At 48.4% G+C, this 16,988-nt stretch carries 19 protein-coding genes and 1 pseudogene; 17 read left to right on the plus strand and 3 right to left on the minus strand.

Annotated elements, in window-relative coordinates; translation table 11 throughout:
- Positions 1-273 (minus strand): annotated as a pseudogene (locus BLQ17_RS19975) (hypothetical protein); the annotation flags it as partial.
- Positions 274-520: 247 nt separating this feature from the next.
- Here BLQ17_RS19975 and BLQ17_RS23590 point away from each other — a divergent pair.
- Together BLQ17_RS23590 and BLQ17_RS19985 are read left to right on the plus strand one after the other, a co-directional pair.
- Entirely contained in the window at positions 521-859 is a 339-nt protein-coding gene (locus BLQ17_RS23590; RefSeq protein ID WP_218121860.1) for an HNH endonuclease, read from the plus strand.
- An 800-nt stretch (positions 860-1,659) separates the two neighbouring features.
- Positions 1,660-2,895 carry a hypothetical protein gene (locus tag BLQ17_RS19985; RefSeq protein ID WP_092225914.1) on the plus strand — a complete coding sequence of 412 codons (1,236 nt, stop codon included), beginning with the start codon at positions 1,660-1,662 and terminating at the stop codon, positions 2,893-2,895.
- 225 nt (positions 2,896-3,120) lie between these two features.
- Here the strand turns inward: BLQ17_RS19985 and BLQ17_RS19990 are convergent, their stop codons facing one another.
- Positions 3,121-3,561, minus strand: a complete 441-nt coding sequence (locus tag BLQ17_RS19990; protein ID WP_092225915.1) for a phage virion morphogenesis protein — start codon at positions 3,559-3,561, stop codon at positions 3,121-3,123.
- Positions 3,558-4,805, minus strand: coding sequence for a phage portal protein (locus BLQ17_RS19995; protein ID WP_092225916.1), 1,248 nt, complete (start codon positions 4,803-4,805; stop codon positions 3,558-3,560). Before BLQ17_RS19995 ends, BLQ17_RS19990 begins: the two co-directional genes overlap by 4 nt.
- Before the next feature lie 181 nt (positions 4,806-4,986).
- On the opposite strand from BLQ17_RS19995, the gene BLQ17_RS20000 reads away from it, so the two are divergent.
- The 15 genes from BLQ17_RS20000 to BLQ17_RS20060 all read left to right on the plus strand — a co-directional run.
- Positions 4,987-5,952: an XkdF-like putative serine protease domain-containing protein gene (locus BLQ17_RS20000; protein ID WP_092225917.1), complete on the plus strand. Its 966-nt coding sequence runs from the start codon at positions 4,987-4,989 to the stop codon at positions 5,950-5,952.
- A gap of 3 nt (positions 5,953-5,955) precedes the next feature.
- Entirely contained in the window at positions 5,956-6,309 is a 354-nt protein-coding gene (locus BLQ17_RS20005) for a head decoration protein (RefSeq protein WP_092225918.1), read from the plus strand.
- Positions 6,310-6,320: 11 nt separating this feature from the next.
- Positions 6,321-7,343 carry a major capsid protein gene (locus BLQ17_RS20010; RefSeq protein ID WP_245695249.1) on the plus strand — a complete coding sequence of 341 codons (1,023 nt, stop codon included), beginning with the start codon at positions 6,321-6,323 and terminating at the stop codon, positions 7,341-7,343.
- 11 nt (positions 7,344-7,354) lie between these two features.
- Complete coding sequence (locus BLQ17_RS22740; RefSeq protein ID WP_176761343.1) at positions 7,355-7,519, plus strand: DUF7210 family protein; 165 nt, start codon at positions 7,355-7,357, stop codon at positions 7,517-7,519.
- Positions 7,520-7,522: 3 nt separating this feature from the next.
- Positions 7,523-7,897 (plus strand): hypothetical protein, encoded by a 375-nt coding sequence (locus tag BLQ17_RS20015; RefSeq protein WP_092225919.1) that lies wholly within the window; start codon positions 7,523-7,525, stop codon positions 7,895-7,897.
- A complete protein-coding gene (locus BLQ17_RS20020) occupies positions 7,894-8,346 on the plus strand; it encodes a hypothetical protein (RefSeq protein WP_092225920.1) in 453 nt (150 codons plus the stop codon). Before BLQ17_RS20015 ends, BLQ17_RS20020 begins: the two co-directional genes overlap by 4 nt.
- Before the next feature lie 10 nt (positions 8,347-8,356).
- Positions 8,357-8,527, plus strand: a complete 171-nt coding sequence (locus BLQ17_RS22745) for a hypothetical protein (protein ID WP_176761344.1) — start codon at positions 8,357-8,359, stop codon at positions 8,525-8,527.
- Positions 8,524-9,801 carry a hypothetical protein gene (locus BLQ17_RS20025; RefSeq protein ID WP_092225921.1) on the plus strand — a complete coding sequence of 426 codons (1,278 nt, stop codon included), beginning with the start codon at positions 8,524-8,526 and terminating at the stop codon, positions 9,799-9,801. Before BLQ17_RS22745 ends, BLQ17_RS20025 begins: the two co-directional genes overlap by 4 nt.
- Positions 9,802-9,852: 51 nt before the next feature.
- The gene (locus tag BLQ17_RS20030; RefSeq protein WP_092225922.1) at positions 9,853-10,281 is read left to right on the plus strand and encodes a hypothetical protein; all 429 of its coding nucleotides are present in this window, start codon (positions 9,853-9,855) and stop codon (positions 10,279-10,281) included.
- Positions 10,282-10,569: 288 nt separating this feature from the next.
- The gene (locus tag BLQ17_RS20035; RefSeq protein ID WP_092225923.1) at positions 10,570-13,836 is read left to right on the plus strand and encodes a hypothetical protein; all 3,267 of its coding nucleotides are present in this window, start codon (positions 10,570-10,572) and stop codon (positions 13,834-13,836) included.
- Positions 13,833-14,045: a hypothetical protein gene (locus BLQ17_RS20040; RefSeq protein WP_092225924.1), complete on the plus strand. Its 213-nt coding sequence runs from the start codon at positions 13,833-13,835 to the stop codon at positions 14,043-14,045. Before BLQ17_RS20035 ends, BLQ17_RS20040 begins: the two co-directional genes overlap by 4 nt.
- A 75-nt stretch (positions 14,046-14,120) precedes the next feature.
- Positions 14,121-14,999 carry a hypothetical protein gene (locus BLQ17_RS20045; RefSeq protein ID WP_092225925.1) on the plus strand — a complete coding sequence of 293 codons (879 nt, stop codon included), beginning with the start codon at positions 14,121-14,123 and terminating at the stop codon, positions 14,997-14,999.
- Positions 15,000-15,008: 9 nt separating this feature from the next.
- Entirely contained in the window at positions 15,009-16,166 is a 1,158-nt protein-coding gene (locus BLQ17_RS20050) for a hypothetical protein (RefSeq protein ID WP_092225926.1), read from the plus strand.
- 12 nt (positions 16,167-16,178) lie between these two features.
- Positions 16,179-16,526 (plus strand): hypothetical protein, encoded by a 348-nt coding sequence (locus tag BLQ17_RS20055; protein WP_092225927.1) that lies wholly within the window; start codon positions 16,179-16,181, stop codon positions 16,524-16,526.
- A gap of 19 nt (positions 16,527-16,545) precedes the next feature.
- A partial coding sequence (locus tag BLQ17_RS20060) for a hypothetical protein (protein WP_143005573.1) occupies positions 16,546-16,988 on the plus strand: 443 nt, incomplete at its 3' end.

Genomic DNA, 16,988 nt, shown 5'->3' on the forward strand with positions numbered 1-16,988 from the left:
CTTGGGAGAAAGGCCTTGAAGAGCGCCTTCACGCTGCTGGCGCCTCCAAGTAGTGATGTTGGAGTAATACAGGCCCTCCCGGCGCAGGATGGCACCGATATCGCCGGGATCAGTAGCGGCGTCAATTTCAGAGAGAATCCGGAGCTTGTATTTGGCCGTAAATCTCCGCCGTGGTTTCTTTTCCGGTACTTCCGGATCGGGTCTTTGTGGTGTTGAGTCGTTCAATGGTCCTGGTTGCTGTTTGGTGTTGATGGATTTTACTTTCAGCTGCATGTGAAAACTCCTAACCGCCCTACACTAATTTTGCAAGGGGTAGGTGTTTCACCCATATTGACACAGAGGGAGATACCCACCAAAGGTTGTTATTTCATTAGCTTTTCAATTCGTATCAGGGTTTTCTCTCCCAACAAATAAATTTAGTGGAGGACCCGAATCAAATAATTTTCTAAAAGCACATGGTTTCTCTATTGTTGACAAAGATGGAGCTATAAGTGGAATCTCCATCCAGATTGAAGACGAGATGAGAACCTATACTGAAGGTAAAGAATTGTTCATTACCCATAAGTCATATGAACGGAACTCACAACTTTCTATTATCAAAAAGGAGCATGTGCTAAACAAAGATGGCTGCTTAAAATGTGAGGTTTGTGGATTTGACTTTTATACTGTTTATGGGGAAAGAGGATACGGATTCATTGAATGTCACCATAATAGACCAGTATCAGAAATGGAAGGAGAAGGTGCAGTATCGTTAGAAGAATTGTCCCTTCTATGTTCCAATTGCCATAGAATGATCCATCGTGCAAAACCTTGGATGTCGGTAGAGGAGTTACAAAGAACTATAACGCAATCTTACTAGACTTGTACCAATTGCAACAGTGAACGAACACCATACTGAATTTGAAAATTTTGTACTAGAGGTATTAGGTTGTTGCTCTTCCTCGTGGTATAGACACTATTGTTTTCACGGCGACACCACTTATTTTTTGTTAAATAGCCATCTCCATGACATAGCTAGTCGGTGTAATCTTCTTACAAAAGAGAAAAGCAAAAACAGAATATTCACACATAAAGAAGTCGTTAACATTTTCGCAAAACAATTTTTACCATCAGAAGGTTATTTGCTAGAAAACGGTAAAGCCATACCAACTTGCATCTTTATGAAAAGCGAGAATATACCTGCATCAGTGTTTAAAAGTTCAAAATGGTATATTCATGATTTAGACCCCTTGTTTTCGAAATTTGTTATCTCTCCTTCTGAATATAGTGATTGCATTTTAAAGGTTCAAACCAAACATGGCATTATACACATTTCATTTCATGCATGGGAAAAGTTCATTTCAAGAATCATAACTTGCAAACAAAAAGTCAACAAGTTTGAAAATAGAGACTACCTCTACTATTCAAGACGTTATTGTTTGCGTGTCTTAATAAAATTGTTACAAGGATCAGAAAAGACATTACGAAACAATAGGTTAGAACAATTTCTAAAATATAATTGCAAAAATGCAAACTACTATACAGTTAGTGGGTGGATTTTAGTTGTAGAAGAAAACAAGGTATTAAAAACAATTTACCATAAGGGGAAAATTAGTAGACACGGGTATAAACTAGCAGACAACTAACACAGAAGGCATACTTGCAACAATAGGCTACTTTATGGAATATGGTGAATTGCCTGAAAGCATATGGATTATTGGCGAAATCGTTAACGACAAACTAGAATTAACAATTTGGAATGACAAGGATAATAATCGATATGTAAACATTTGGACCCAAGAAAACATGTGCTTACGTTTCAAGGAAACCAACCACATAAGCAGGGTTCATAATATAGTGCAGCGAAAATTTTTAATCAATGCCATCTACAATTATTACATCAAATATTTTATTGATTCCAAATCATTATATTTACTAATTGACGCATCAGATAATCAAGCGACAAAAGAATATTCTTTAAAAACTGATAGCGAGCATTTAATTAAAATCAAAGATGGCTTTGACATAGTTTCTGACCTTAAAGAATATAGAGATTCAGAAGGAGATATTGTTAACTTAAATAATTTAGGCAGCCAAGTAGCAGGCATTGCCGATATGTTCAAATCAATCAGGCATTCTATCGAAAAAGATAATAATATTTTCGAGAACCCTCATGAAATCAAAAAAGCCTGTCTAGTCTCAAGAAACTCGCATCAAACCAAGGATTTTTCAGAATATTTTGGAGCAATTAATAAGATTGCAGAATCACATGATTGCGATACTATTATTTATGCCATGTGGTCCTACGATGATACCAATACAAAACTAACAAAAGACATTATTTTCAAAAACTCATCAAAGATCAAATTGATTATATTGGAAACAGGAAATTTGACTCTAAAGACCAATCTTAAAACACAAATATGGTTTACTTATAGAGATAAACAAGAAATCATTCAACGGTTTGCCAGATCTTCGGATTCAAACGCACAAAAGCAACAGGTTATTGACGATTTATTTCGAAGAATTTGTATTAATGAAGGAGCTTATTTATTGATTTGCGGTGAAACCAACATCGTCAAGTACAAACCAAAAACTAACAAAATAATAGATGAATTTAACCTCGTAGAATATATTTTAGACGGATACGATTTGAACATAATAATTAATCCCATACATGACTATATGATAAGGCATGAAATGAAGAAAAAAAGGCAATTTTTATCGATTAACAAGCGTTATGTAATATCTGTATGGAACACTGGAAAAATATCTAGCACTGGTAGAAAAATATCGGAACCCAAAACTCCTTGGACCATCTTTTATGATGGAAACGATATTACTTCCAGCGTAAAACCAGTTTATAATGCAATTCCTGGCAATATAGACATTATATTAGGGATAGTAACCCTTTAAATAACAGATACTGAATATTAATGATTAACGGGATAATATCAACACTTATAACCCTCAATGAATCCCCTTTAGTTTTGTAGACACTTCTGGGTTAAGAGAATTAGTTTACTATTAACCTTGCCAAAGCAAATATCTGGAATTTCAAGATATGACTTAACTTGATATACTTCCTGTTTTCTTTTAAAAGGGTATCTGTCAGATTGGATATTGGTTTCTACATTTTTTTCAATCTGCACCCCAATTCAATTTGATGCCTTTTTTGAATTTTTCTTTTAGAAAATCAGCACCTTGACCTTCCAGGATGGGATCCAGAAAATCATATCCCTCATTCTCCATCTCGGCGATTGCTTCGAAGAGAAAAGGTTTTCCCTTTCTGGCCGGCTGGTGAACCTCTTTTACGAAGATATCCTGCCCGCCAACATTAAATTTCAGGTATTTCCCTTTTTTCGGTCTGATGGTCATAGCCGGCCGGCCGTCATGTACTGCCCGGGCATAGCTCAAATTTGAACCGACTGAGGCCTGGCCGAGTCCAAGGCTTTCGGTCTGGATAGATTTTCTTAAGTCACCGGTCAGGAAGGGAATACGGCCCTGTTTGGTGCCTTTGTCCCTGATTCTTTCCGCAATAGTGAGGGCGATTTTGTCGATATCAAATATTTCTTTGCTCATAATGCCCGCCTGACCTGTTCCAGTTTTCGTAATAAAACAATATTATCGTTTTTTTCGACCTCTTTGGTCGGTAGGGGCTCGACAGCAGGACCATAACCAACAGCTTCCCGGGCTTCGTCGAGGGTGATAATTCCGGAATCATAGAGCTTGGAGTATTTCTCGGAATCCTTCTCGTGGGAAGAGGTGTTGATGGTTTCAAAGGCGATGGTTGCATTTATCCCCATGGCCCTGAGCAGCTGGTTGATCTTGGTTTCGAACAGTCTTTGCCTGGGTGCGATAGTGATCTCCTGGAAGATAGAGAGCTGACCTTCTACTTCTCCGCCGCCTCCAAGCTGGCCGGCAGTAACCACGCCGGCAAGGCGGGGTGGCACGCCGTGGGCGGAAAGAATTCTGTCCCGGGAGCTGTCGCGCATTTTCTCAATGGGATAGGCCCAGGCATTCTCCGGAGCAAGCTTTTCGAACTTCACCTGCACACCGTCGGCATTGATCGGCAGGTACAGGGTCCGGTGGGCATTGCTCGCTCCTTTAAAGTTCTGCTGAACAAATTCCACAACCTTTTTTTCGGTATCTTCATCGAACTCGCCGCCTTCAACAACTATGGCAAGATCGGGGATGCCGGAGTTTAAAAAGAATCCCTGTGCATAGAGATTCGAGTAGTAATCGAGTTCAATTTCAGGGACGATCCCGCGCCAGTCCGGCAGACCATAATGCCGGTTTGCCTGGGTGGCCTGGGCAAAACGAATCAGGCTGTGATCCTCAATGTGATTTGGATCAAACCGATGATACTCGACAGGTTCTGCGTCTCCTCGATATAAAAACGCCGTTTTACTGCCCCTGGGCCTCCTGTAGGTTTTGATAGCCGGGCAGAAGTAGAGCTCTTCAATTCTTCCTCCCCGGCCTTTTACGCATTCGAGATAGCTGTTGGCAGTAGTTTCAAAGTCCAGGGCGACTTTGTTGATCACCTCAAGGAAACTCTCACCGTCTTCATTGACGTTACTGAGCCTGTCCATGACTGCTGTTTCATTTCCCTCGATCACGTTTAACCCGAGGTTAACGGTGCATGAAGCTTTTACGGAGATACTGCGCGCATGGTGGGCATTGAGCGCCGGCATTGAATTGTAATAGACCAGCAGATCGCCTTTTGATTCGTCCCAGGGATGCTGGATTTCATCCCCGGTATTTTGTTCTTTTTGCGCTGACTCTTTTGTGATTTTTGCTGAGTAGATAATTTTTGCACCCATCATGGAGCTCCATCTTTTTGAAGTAATCTTGAGGACAGTGTTGCTCTGATTCTGGTCTCCATCCACAGGTTTTTACTCATATATGGTATCTGAGTAAGGACAGCGTGATTTTCTCCATCCCCTTCCATATCCTGATCCTGACTGAAGCGAAGAGAACCTTTTTTCAAGATCAGGAGGAAACAGTGTGTTTCTGAAAAACATCAAAGTCGAATTCATCTCACTGGTGCACAAGGGCGCCAATCGTAAGTCGGTTATCTGGAAATCTGCTGAAAGAGATCCCAGGGAAGAGCGGGAAATCCAGATCGCCAAAACCGATGAAGAAAAGCGCCTTGTTTACGGCATCGTCTATTCCCCTGATGAGGTTGATACCCAGGGGGATCATACAAACGCCGGCGAGATCGAAAAGGCAGCTCATGACTTTATGAAAGCTGCCCGGGTAGGCAACATTGACAAAGACCATTCCTTTGAAGCTGAGGAAGGCGCCTTTGTTGCGGAGAGCTGGATCGTGAAAGCCGGCGATCCGGTATTCCCTGATGAAAAAGAAGGCGCCTGGGCGGTAGCGATCAAGATAGAAGACGATGAACTTTGGTCGGGTGTCAAAAAAGGCGAAATCGGCGGATTATCCATCGGCGGATATGCCGACAAAATTGCCAAGGCGGTGGATTTTAACGCTGCCCTTACCGTGGATGGTTTCTGGCAATATTTCAACTCACTTGAAAGAGCAATCAAGTCCGTCATCGAGGACGATTCCATAACCGATAAAAAAGCGGCTGTTGCTGAAAATATCGATCAGTTCAAAGCAACGGTTGTTGAGAATGTTACCAAGAGTCAGGGGGATGGCCTGCTGGCAAAACTAAAACGTCTTATCAAACGAGAGGAACAGGATATGGACGAAAAACAAGTAAAAGAGATCGCAACAGCGGCTGTCACCGAGGCTATCGAGAAGATGGCTAAGCCTATCCGGAAGGAAGACCTGGTTACGACGGTTGTTGCGGCAACAAAGGAAATTGTCAAGCCGATCGAGGCCCGCCTTGAAGCGATTGAGAAACAGACTCCCGGTTCAGGCCAGGGGGAAGGCGAGCTGGACGACAAAACCGACTATCAGGCACTTGGTGCAGAAATAGTCAAGGCATACAAAGGGGAGGTGTAAGCTATGGATCTTGGAATGTCTATCCAGACTCCGACCACAGAAAACCTGTTGGGGGCCCATCCGCCAGTTGAGATTCCGATAGTCCTCGTTTCCGGGGAGAACCTCTCCCGCGGCCATGTTCTCGGAAAGATTACCGCATCCGGAAAGTACGCCGGTTATGACGCCGATCTGACAGATGGGTGTGAAACTGCAGTTGCTATCCTCGCTGCCGATACCGATGCCTCTGATGGTGATGAGAACACCATTGCCTATGTCCATGGCGAGTTCCAGGACGGCGGCCTTTCCTGGGATGACGAGGCAAACGATAAAACCAGCGGCCTTGCTGATCTTTATGCGGCCGGCATCTTTGTAAAGTAAGGAGGTAGACAGTGACTATCACCATCGACGCTTTTAAATGGCGTTCAATGACCGCCGCAATCAATCAGCTGCCTAAAACTCCGAGGCTGCTGCAGGATATGGTCTTCAGGACCAGAAACACCAATCCGACTGAAACCATAGATGTCGATATCATTAAAGGCGGGCGTAAGATTCTGCCTTTTGTACGAAACGATGCGGCCGGTACCATCATTGAGAAGCTGACCGGAGAAATGCGCTCTGTAAAGGCGCCGCGACTTCGTCCTAAAAAGCCTTTTACCGCTACGGAGCTGCTCACTCAACGTGGGCCCGGGAAAATAGTGTACGCAAACGGCGGTGATGTGACCGCCGAGCGTAACCGCAAGATCGGCCAGGAGCTCGCCGATCTCAAGAACAGGGTCGATACCACGATTGAGTTCATGTGTGCACAGGCCCTCCAGGGATCCTATTCGGTTTCAAATGACGGATATAACTTTTCCATCGATTTCCAGATGCCTTCGGCCCATAAGCCGGTGCTGGGATCAGGTTCGGGCTGGAATGAGTCTGGTGGAAATATCATGGATGATATTGATACCTGGGCGACCCTCATCCGCAATGCAACCGGTCTTGCGCCCGATATCGCCCTTTGTGGTTCAGCTGTTGTCAAGGCGCTTCGGGATAACGCAGAAGTCAGGGAACTTCTGGATAACCGCCGTACCAACGCCGGAACCTTCACCTGGAAAGCTTCCAACGACTATATCGGCAACCTCAACGGTATCGATCTGTATCGTTACGGTATGGAATATCAGGACCTTGCCGGAGCTGATCAGAACTTCCTCGATGCAAACAAGTTTGTGCTGATCTCTACTCAGGCACGATTCTCTGTCGAATTCGCCTTAATCCTCGACCTGGATGCCGGCGCCGCAATCCAGGGGGAATACTTTTCCAAGTCATGGCTGGAAAAAGATCCTTCAGTTCTCTTTATGCTCGCTGAATCAAGGCCCCTGCCGGTCCCCTGGCAGCCTGAAGCAATTGTCTATGCAGATGTCATCGTTTAAGGAGGTGATCCATGAAAGCTATTCTGACAAAGCCTGTCAAAATTAAGGGCGAATGGCATAAGGCCGGCAGTGAAATGACAATCTCAAAGGAAGAGTATAAACGTCTCTGCTCAAAAGATGCCTGTGTCGTTCCTATCACTGCAGAGCCCGAAGAGGACTCCGAAGAGAAGGAGTAACCCTTGTCACTTGCCAATGTTACAGATGTACGGGCGCTGGGCAGTCTCCCCGGGGCCGAAAAGCTGGATGACACGGTTATTCAGCCTCACCTTGATTCAGCTGCCCGAGAACTCAAGTCCTGGATAGGTGTTTATGAGTCCACCAGCGACAGTGAAAAGAAGGAGAGCTGTATAGAGGCAGAGTGCTGCATATGCATGGCGTACCTGCAGCCGATCCTCCAAAAGCTTTATGAACAGGGGGCGGTCGACAGCGATCAGCCGGCTTCCGATACTTGGAGGAAAATAGCCGACTCCTGGACAGAACGGGCAAGATCGAGAGTGCGAAGTTATGAGGAAGATAACAGTTCCCGGAACAAAGTCGGCTGGCATGCGATATGAAAGAACTCCTCCTTGCAATTGAAAGTGAGCTCAAATCGAAACAGTCCGTTGTTCCGGAGGGGAATATATCGATTGTCCCATGGGAATCCTATCTTCCGTCATCCTCAAATACACCCGCAATATGCATAAAAGACGGACCGATCGATATCGTGCGTCTGGCCGGGGACACGGACGAGAAAACCATGCATGTGCTTATTGCAGTTTGGGTGCAGATCCTTGATCAGCCAGGTTCTTCGGTTGTTGGCGTGGATCCGGACCCGGGAGTTCTTGAGCTTGCAAAACTGGTCTGCTCGATTCTCAACGACAATATGCTTTCCCTGTCAGGAATGCAGGATGGTTACTGCATCAGGGAAAGGGGTAGTGAACTGATGGGCGCCAAAACTCTTACCCTTCAGAGGAAGATTGTCGAGTTCCGTTATGTCTGGGAAGTCGAAAACAATCCAACATAGGGAAATTAACATGAAAAAACTAAAACCAAACTATCCGGCCTTTGAAGTTGTCGACGGACCGTTCAAAGGCCACGTCTATCGTCACGGCCAGGAATATGCACCCGAGCAGATCCCGCCCCGGGAAAGGAAAAAATTTGAGGTGGTCAAAAAGGCCACTACCAAAGCGGAGAATAAATCATGAGAAGTTCAAGCGCCACCCACAATCTGACAGCGATCTCCGCTACCAACTCGGAGAGCGCGATCAACGAATTGAACAGTGTGGATCTTTCCATCCTGTCGGAGGCCTCCGATATTATCAACCTCTCTCCACGGCGGGAGGATAACCGGGACGAGGCCAACGGCAAAGAAGAGCCTGATGAAGTCTACGATAACGGATATACCGCTGAGGGTACCCTGAATCATACCCATGCGCAACCCCAGCATTTTGCCTACCTGTTTGGCTTTGGTCTCGGCAATGTTGCAACAGCGGCAGCCGGCGCCGGGTATGAGCATACCATTACCCCTATTGCCCGGGGTGTGGATCAGGCGAGAGACCTGCCCTCTTTTACCCTGCTGTCAAAACTTGGCGATACGATTCTGAAAAGACGTCTTGCCTCGATGTTCGTCGACCAGGTCACGGCAACGTTTGCCGCCGACCAATGGGTCAAGATAAGTGGAAATTTAAAAGGTACCGGCAAACATACTCAAAACGTCATTGAAGAGGAGGTGGACGCTGCCGGCAACACCACCACCCTGACTCTGGCCGCCAACGGGGTGGAAGGATCGACCGCGGCAGAACGCCTTGATTCGGTGCATCGGATAAAGGTGGAACTTGCGGCCGGGGTCTGGACCGAGGTTGATTTTACCGCAGTCTCTTCTGCTACTCCTGCTGAGATCACCATTACCGATCCGGGCGGTGACACTACTGTTGTGACCTACAAGGTTCTTTACGTTCCAACGGAAGCGGCGGAGTTTACTTTTCCTGCCAGAGTAAAAGAGAGCAATCTTCGCGTTGCCGAGATGAGTTTTAATTTCGGCGGTACCTGGAATGGTACTGCCTTTGAAGGCGGCAGGCCTATGGGGGCTGAACTGAGACAGATCACCTGCGAGCTCTCCAATAATTCGACGGTGTCCTTTGTTCCCGGGGGCGGTGGTTCCTACGCCTCAATGCATGAACGCGGCGGCCGGATCCAAAAGCTGAAGGTCGACAGACGGTTCCGGGATTACATCTTCCAGCAGCATATCAACGCAAACGACACCTTTGGAGTCTATATCAAGTGTGTCGGCGAGGAATTCGATACCGGTCACAATTACCAGGTCGAGATCATCTACCCGAAAGTAGGCCTGCTCACCTCGCCGATTTCCGTCTCCGATAAGAAGCTTACTGAAGCCGGGGATTTCATTGTCATGGAGGACGCGACCTACGGTTCGGTGATCGTCAAGGTGAAGAATATGTGGGCTGGGTATGCCCAGTAAAAAAGACGTTCAACACAACATTAAAACCAATTCAAAAGAGGTTTGAACATAATGGCTCGACGTGAATCAACTGAACAGAATCTGCTGGTCCTGCAGGACAATCTTTCCGACTCTACCCTGGGGGTATTCTACCGTACCCCGACCACTAAGGAGCGGCAGCAGTATCTCAATAAGCGAACTGTCCGTGAGAGCAAGAAGTTTAAGGACAACTCAATCGCCAACAGGGTGCTGTTCGGTAAAAAAATCATGACAGGTCTGCGTGACAATGATTTTGAAAGGACTGTCGGAGACGGGGAATATCAGCCGATTTCCACAGATAAAAAGTCCCCGGACTATTACGAGGACTGGAAAGACTGGATGGAGGAGCACTGCAGTGATGTGCTGATGATCCTTGGCTATCGGGTTTTCGAAGCATCCTGTTACCCGGGGCGCAGTGAAGAGGACCTTGAGGAGGATAAGGAAGAGGATCTGGAAAAGTAATCAAAACAGACCTCGAACACCTGCGGCGGGGTCTGTGTGACGAAAACGAGCAGGCAAAATGTCTTGAGGAAAACGATGGAGATCTCAGTTGGGCCTGCGCCAACTGCCCGAAAAAACGCGGCGAGGATCTGCATCCGTACACGATCAAACTTCTCAGGATAAGGATGCTGCAGAAGGCGGGATATCCCTTTGAACCAGATGATCTGACCCTGGATGAATGGATGGACCTTGGCAGGATCCGTGAGCTACTCGAACAAAAACCTGTATGCCCATTGATGACAATTTCAGATGAATGAAGCGACTCTGAACATAGCGATAAAAGTCGATGACCGCGGATCTATAAAGATCAGGGAACTCGGCCGCACTGCGGAGAAAGCAGGAACCAAAGGAGAGAAATCCATCAAGAAGATGGATGACTCCCTCAAGGACGTGAAGGATAGCTCCGGGCGCACGATAGAGTCGTTTTCAAAAATGGCCAAATTCACCTTTGCGGGGGTGGCTGCTGGGATCACAACGCTTACTGCCGGAATGTTCGCTCTGGTTACCCAGGCCAGCAACCAGGCAAAGGAGATGGAAAACCTGAGCCGTCTGGCCAAGATGAATACTCAGGATTTTACCGCCTATGCCTATGCCACGGAAAGCGTTGGGGTAAGCAGTGAGAAGCTTGCCGATATCTCCAAGGATGTCCAGGATAAGCTCGGTGATTTCATCGCGACCGGCGGCGGTGAATTTGCCGATTTCTTCGAGAATGTAGCTCCCAAAGTCGGCATCACAGCCCAGGAGCTGCAGAAACTCTCGGGCCCGGATGTGCTGATCGCCGTCCAGGACGCGATGGATAAGGCAAATGTCTCCGCTGAAGAGCAGGTGTTTTATCTGGAGGCGATCGCAAATGATGCAGCTCTGTTAACACCCCTGCTCAAGGACAACGGCGCGGCATTGAAAGAACAGGCCGGCCGGGCAAAGGAACTTGGTGTTGCCCTGTCCGAGGTCGACCATCAGGCCCTGATCGATGCCAAGAAAGCAACCCATGAAATGACCGCAGCCTTTACCGGGGCAAAGAATGAGATCGCAGCAGAATTTGCTCCCGCTTTCACCTCAGCCGTTAACATTGCAACCGAACTCATTATCGGCCTGAAAGATGAGGCCCGGGAGTTCGCGGGCATTATGGGCAATATCGTCACCTCGCTTCAGGGCTGGGAGGCTGTTGCCGGAGGCCGCCTCTCTTTCCTCGAATTTGCCCTAATGGACGCCCAGGAACTGCAGGCGTGGCTGGAAAAAGACAAGGCCGGGATCGCCGCATTAGAATCTCAAATTGCCGATTACCAGGGCAGGATAGGCGAACTGCTGGAAAAACAGAGCCGGATCGGCCTCACTGAAAACGAAAAACAGGTCCTGCAGTCGTACCGGGACCAGGTTGCCCAGCTGCAGGAAGGGGTGACGATTCTTGACGAACAGATCTCCAGGGAAGGCACCCTGGTTATTGAGGCGGACAAGCATAAATCCGTCCTGCAGGGGACCGTTGAAGTTCACAAGGATATTACCGGCGAACTGGATAAACAGAGCAAGTATACCGGAGCGAATTACGCCTCGTTCACCCAGGAGCTAACCCTGATGAAGGATGCCGGTGTAAACGCCGGAGCTCAACTCTCACTTATCGAACAGAACCTCGACGATCTGGGCAAGGCCGGAGACGAGTATGCGGCCAGGAATGCGGCAGCAATCAAGAAATCTACAGATGATCGGCTGACTCTTGAAACAGACCTCACCAAAAAGATTAAGGGACTGACTCTGGAGGAAACCGATTACAAGATCTGGTCCCTGGAACAGGAAGTTGCCCAGATGCGCAAAACTGCAGGTACCGATAAAGCGCTGCAGGACCAGATCACTCAGTATCGGGAAAAGAAACTTGCGGAAATAAGAGCTGAGAACGATGACACAGTCGGTTTTATGGCAGATGCCTGGAAGACTTTTTCCGGTGATGTAGCAACTTTTGGCAGAGTGCTCATTGGCGATGCTCTGAGAGGTGAATTCGACGGAATTGGTGATGCATGGAAATCACTGCTGAACAACATGCTTTCTGATTTTCTCGGAATGATCGCTGAAATGATGGCCAGTGAGGGAATCAAGTGGCTGAAATCGCTCTTTACCGGAGGTGACTATTCTTTTGGAGGTTTTGGCTTTGGTGGCGGTTCTGGTGGCGGCGTTGGTGATTTGATGAGTTGGGGATCTGCCTTAAAAACCGGAGCTTCAAAAGTCGGTGGCTGGCTTGGTCTCGGTTCCACGGCATCAGCCCCAGCAGCTATTGCAAGCACTAGTCCGGCGTATGTTGCCGGTGGAGCGCCGCTCGCATCCGCTCCAGCATATTCTCTCATGCCGTACAGCACGACCGGGACGCTTGCCGGGGCCGCAGGGGCAACTGGAACAGCAACAAGTGTTAATGCCGGAACACAGCTTGCGCTCGCAGAAGGAACATATGGAAGCTCGCTTGGCGGCGGAGCAGCTGGCGGTGGCGGTGCAGCCATGGCAGGAGCAGGAGTTGCTGCTGCTGCGGTATTTGGGGCAAAAATGATTGCCGAATGGGGCGCGGACGGAACCCTGTATGAGCAGCTCCAACAGGCTGCAGTCGGTGTCCGGGAACTTCAGGCCGCCGGGGTCGGCGACACACTCACTAGGATTACCGGTGATACTGCCGAGAGCCTGGACGCCCTGGCCGACGATTTCGAGGCGTTTACTCATGTGTCGACCGATGCGTCCGGGGTCATGTATCTGGCACGAGAGTCAATGGACGGCCTTACCACCTCCGTCGATTCGTCGGTTATGGTGTTGAACCAGGCAACTGGCCAGTGGGTTGACCAGACCAGCGCGTTTTCAGCGATGATGGGCTCAATGAGCGATGCGCTTGCCGGAGCATCTGAAGTATCGATGGACGTTGTCCGGGCCACGGCACATCGGATCGCAGTGGAGCGAGGTTTGCCCAGCCTCGAGGACGAACTGGCTGCCGCTTTCATGGTCAACTACGGGGCTGCATCAGACCTGAACCAGGCAATGAAGATGCTTGCTGCAGGAACTGCGTCGTCTGCCGATTCCATATCTTCTGCAGCCAGGCGTGTTGCGAGCTTCAGAAACTTTGATGTCCGGCTTTACAACCCGATGAACGAGGGACGCAAGGCCGACGGCGGCCCGCTCCCGAAAGGATACGCAGCGTTCAGTGGCGGCGGCGTCCTGGAGGGCGGATCTGGCATTCGTGACGATCTCTACCTCGGTACGATAAACGGCCAGGCCCAAATCGCCATGGGCGGCGAGTATATCGTCAATCCCTATTCAACCGCAAAACATAAGCAGTTGCTGGATTATATCAATGCGGACCGGTATGCATCAGGCGGCCGGGTTCGCCATCCACAGCAGCTGGCGTATTCAGTATCGACACCTGACGGGCCTGATATTGAAGCCATTCTGCTTGCGATCGCAACACAAGTCAAGAAAACAGCTGACATCCTGAGACGGGTTGAGCTTGCCGGATGGCCGACGTCGACCAGAGTGGGGGTGAGCGGATGAAAGCAATCTTCCCCGAAGAAATAGAACTCGCATATACCAACGTCCCCGCAAACGCTGAAAACGAATGGGCAAACGCGACGACATATAACGCCGGAGACAGGGTGAAAGTAACGGATCAAGAACCGCACCGCGTCTACAAATCGTTACGCAACAACAACACCAACAAATACCCGCCAGAAAATATAGAGCCACAAGTCATAGAAACCTAAAGCTCGACAAGCAACAGCGTAGAAACAGGCACCAAAACGTTTACAGTCGCAACAAGCCTCGGTTTTACGGCCGGAATGGTCGTCAACATCGCCAAAACATCGACGCCGAACTCCGTCAATATGACCGCAGAAATCACCAGCTACAACTCCGGAACCGGCGCTCTCGGCGTCTCCATATATTCCGTAAAAGGCGACGGCACCCATACCGACTGGACCATCACCAGCAAGGATGAGGTCGGATTCTGGAAAGTGGTTGAGAGTACCGAGCAGTACAAGATGTTCGATGAGTATGTCAACACCAAAACCGTCAACACCAACTCCATTGATGTCAAACTGAATGTCCAGCGTTCAGATTCTGTATCGTTGTTCGGATTGGTCGGTAAAGAGGTAACGGTTTCCCTGTGGGATGCTACGGAAACCACCAAATACTGGGAGGAAACCGTCGACCTGATTTATGGCGCAGCAATCACCCAGCAGATATCGGACTGGTGGGAATACTTTTTCGGGGAGTATTCGCCGAAAGAGGAGATCGCCCTTGAATCAAGTGTCAGCACCTATGACGGCGTTCTGGCTATAACCATAACCGCAGAGTCGGGCTCCGATGCCGAATGCGGAAATGTCGTGGTCGGTCGTCTGTTAAATATAGGCACCACACGAAACGGAGCCAAAGCAGGCATTCTCGATTTCTCATCGAAAGAGACCGACGACGATGGGCGTACCACCATAACACCAGGATACTGGGCCAAAACCAGCAACCTGGACATTTTAGTTAAGAACATAGTTGTCGACTCCGTTTACAGAAAACTCTCCTCACTAAGGGGTATCCCGACCGCATGGGTAGGAGTCGATGGCTATGAAATGTTCCTGGTCTATGGGGTGTTCAGGGATTTTTCAATCACCGTTTCCGGGAATGTGAACTCATGGTGTTCCCTGGAAATCGAAGGACTTATTTAAGAGGATATTATGGCTTTGAATATTCCATCAATTACTGCGCTACCGGACCCGCCGTCAAAAGCTGATCCGGCAAATTTTGCGGAAAGAGCCGACGCATTTCTTGACGCGCTGGCTGATTTCTGTACCGAACTGAACGCGTCTGTCGCGGAGCTGAACACGATCACCAGCGGGCTCGATCAGCAGACAGCTATCGTCGCCTGGGATAATGCCACGACCTATGATTTTCCGGATGTAGTGGCCGGGAGTGACGGCTATTCCTATCGCTGTATTGATACCGGCGTGCTGAACGTCGACCCGACAACCGACGACGGTACATATTGGTTAAAAATCAGCAATGTGATTCCGACAGGCGGGGTAAAAGGGCAAGTGCTGATAAAACCATCCAACTCTGACTTTGATACAGAGTGGGCGGATTTCCATCATAAAAACTTATTGATAAACGCTCTCGGTCGAATCAACCAGGAAGATGTTTCCGGCACAGTTATATTGTCTGCCGGAGAATATGGCCACGATGGGTGGAAAGCAGGTTCCGGTGGTTGCACATACACATTCTCAACCACCGGAAATACAACCACCTTCACCATCACCTCCGGGACATTGCTCCAGATAATCGAAGATAAAAACGTTCCTGGCGGCGCTGTGGTGCTGTCATGGATCGGCACAGCACAGGCCCGTATCAACTCTGGCTCTTACGGGGATAGCGGCGAAGTTACCGCAACTCTCACCGAAGGTACGCAGGCACAGGTTGAGTTTGGGGTTGGCACATTCAGTACGCCGCAATTGGAGCTGGGAACGGTACCGACAAATTTCGAGTATGTAGACTACCAGACAGACTTTGTTAAGTGTGAGCGATATTTGCGGCTGATCTACTGGAAGGGAATGATGCTTTCCGGACGTTCTACAAACAGCTCCGTCCTTGGCTCTATTCCGCTTAATCCTCCGATGAGGGCAACACCAACGGTATTGAAAGATCAAAGTTCAGGGTGGCAAGTATTGCAATCCGGATACTCTTACTCTCCATCGTCAAGCCCGACGTTCACCACAACAGCAACGACCAAAGAGTTACTGCAAGTCAATTCAAATGGAGTCTACACGACGCTGCCGGATCAGTCTATGGCCCTCTCTGGTAACTCAGTGAATCACCTCATTTTAGACGCAAGACTGTAAGGAGAACACAGCATGTATAAATATGAAAACGCAGAGGGAACGGTTGTGTCTGACCTGGAAACAGGACGGTCAAATATTACGTCTTCAAGCAGGTTCTGGGATAAATACCAGGAATGGCTTGCCGAAGGGAACACGCCGGAACCTTTTAGAACTCAGGAAGAGTTGGACGCTATAACAGCTCTTGAAACCCGGGTGGCAGAGTTGGAGGCTGAACGGGATACTGCCGGGATTCGAGATATAACTCCGCAACAGGCTAAGGACTGGATCGACAACGAATTTGCAAGTGCAACGACCAATGCCGAAATAGTCGCGGTAATCAAAAAAATTCTCAAGAAGATGGTTGTGTTCCTTCTTCGGTAAACAAAAGTGAGGTGATGGGATGAAGATTTTTATCAATTTGTTTTTGCTGACCACGGTGTCTTTTCTTCTGAGCGGTTGTTTTCCGGGGATGTCTACTCAAAGCACTATCAAGATGTTTGACGAAGCCGGCAAAGTGACAGCCACAATCACCGGCGCCGCGGTCCAGCGTGATTTTCTCTATACCGACCAGCATAAGAACAGGGATAACCAGACGGCGAAAATGTTCAAGAGCTCAGGGGTCCAGGTAGAAATGGAGATGATCACGCTTGCCGACGGCAGCAAGGCATATCTGCCGAAAAAATTCTCGGTACGCGGAGAACCGAAGTTCCAGCAGAATCTTGAAACCAGGCCGCCGGATCACCGCGGCTGGCAGACGGCAGACAAAGCGCTTGATGTCCTGACCTTCGGCCTGGGTTCATATTACCTGAACGATTTTGGGAAACATGCGGTCAGTGGTTCTAG

This window comes from Desulforhopalus singaporensis, assembly GCF_900104445.1.
Classification (GTDB): domain Bacteria; phylum Desulfobacterota; class Desulfobulbia; order Desulfobulbales; family Desulfocapsaceae; genus Desulforhopalus_A; species Desulforhopalus_A singaporensis.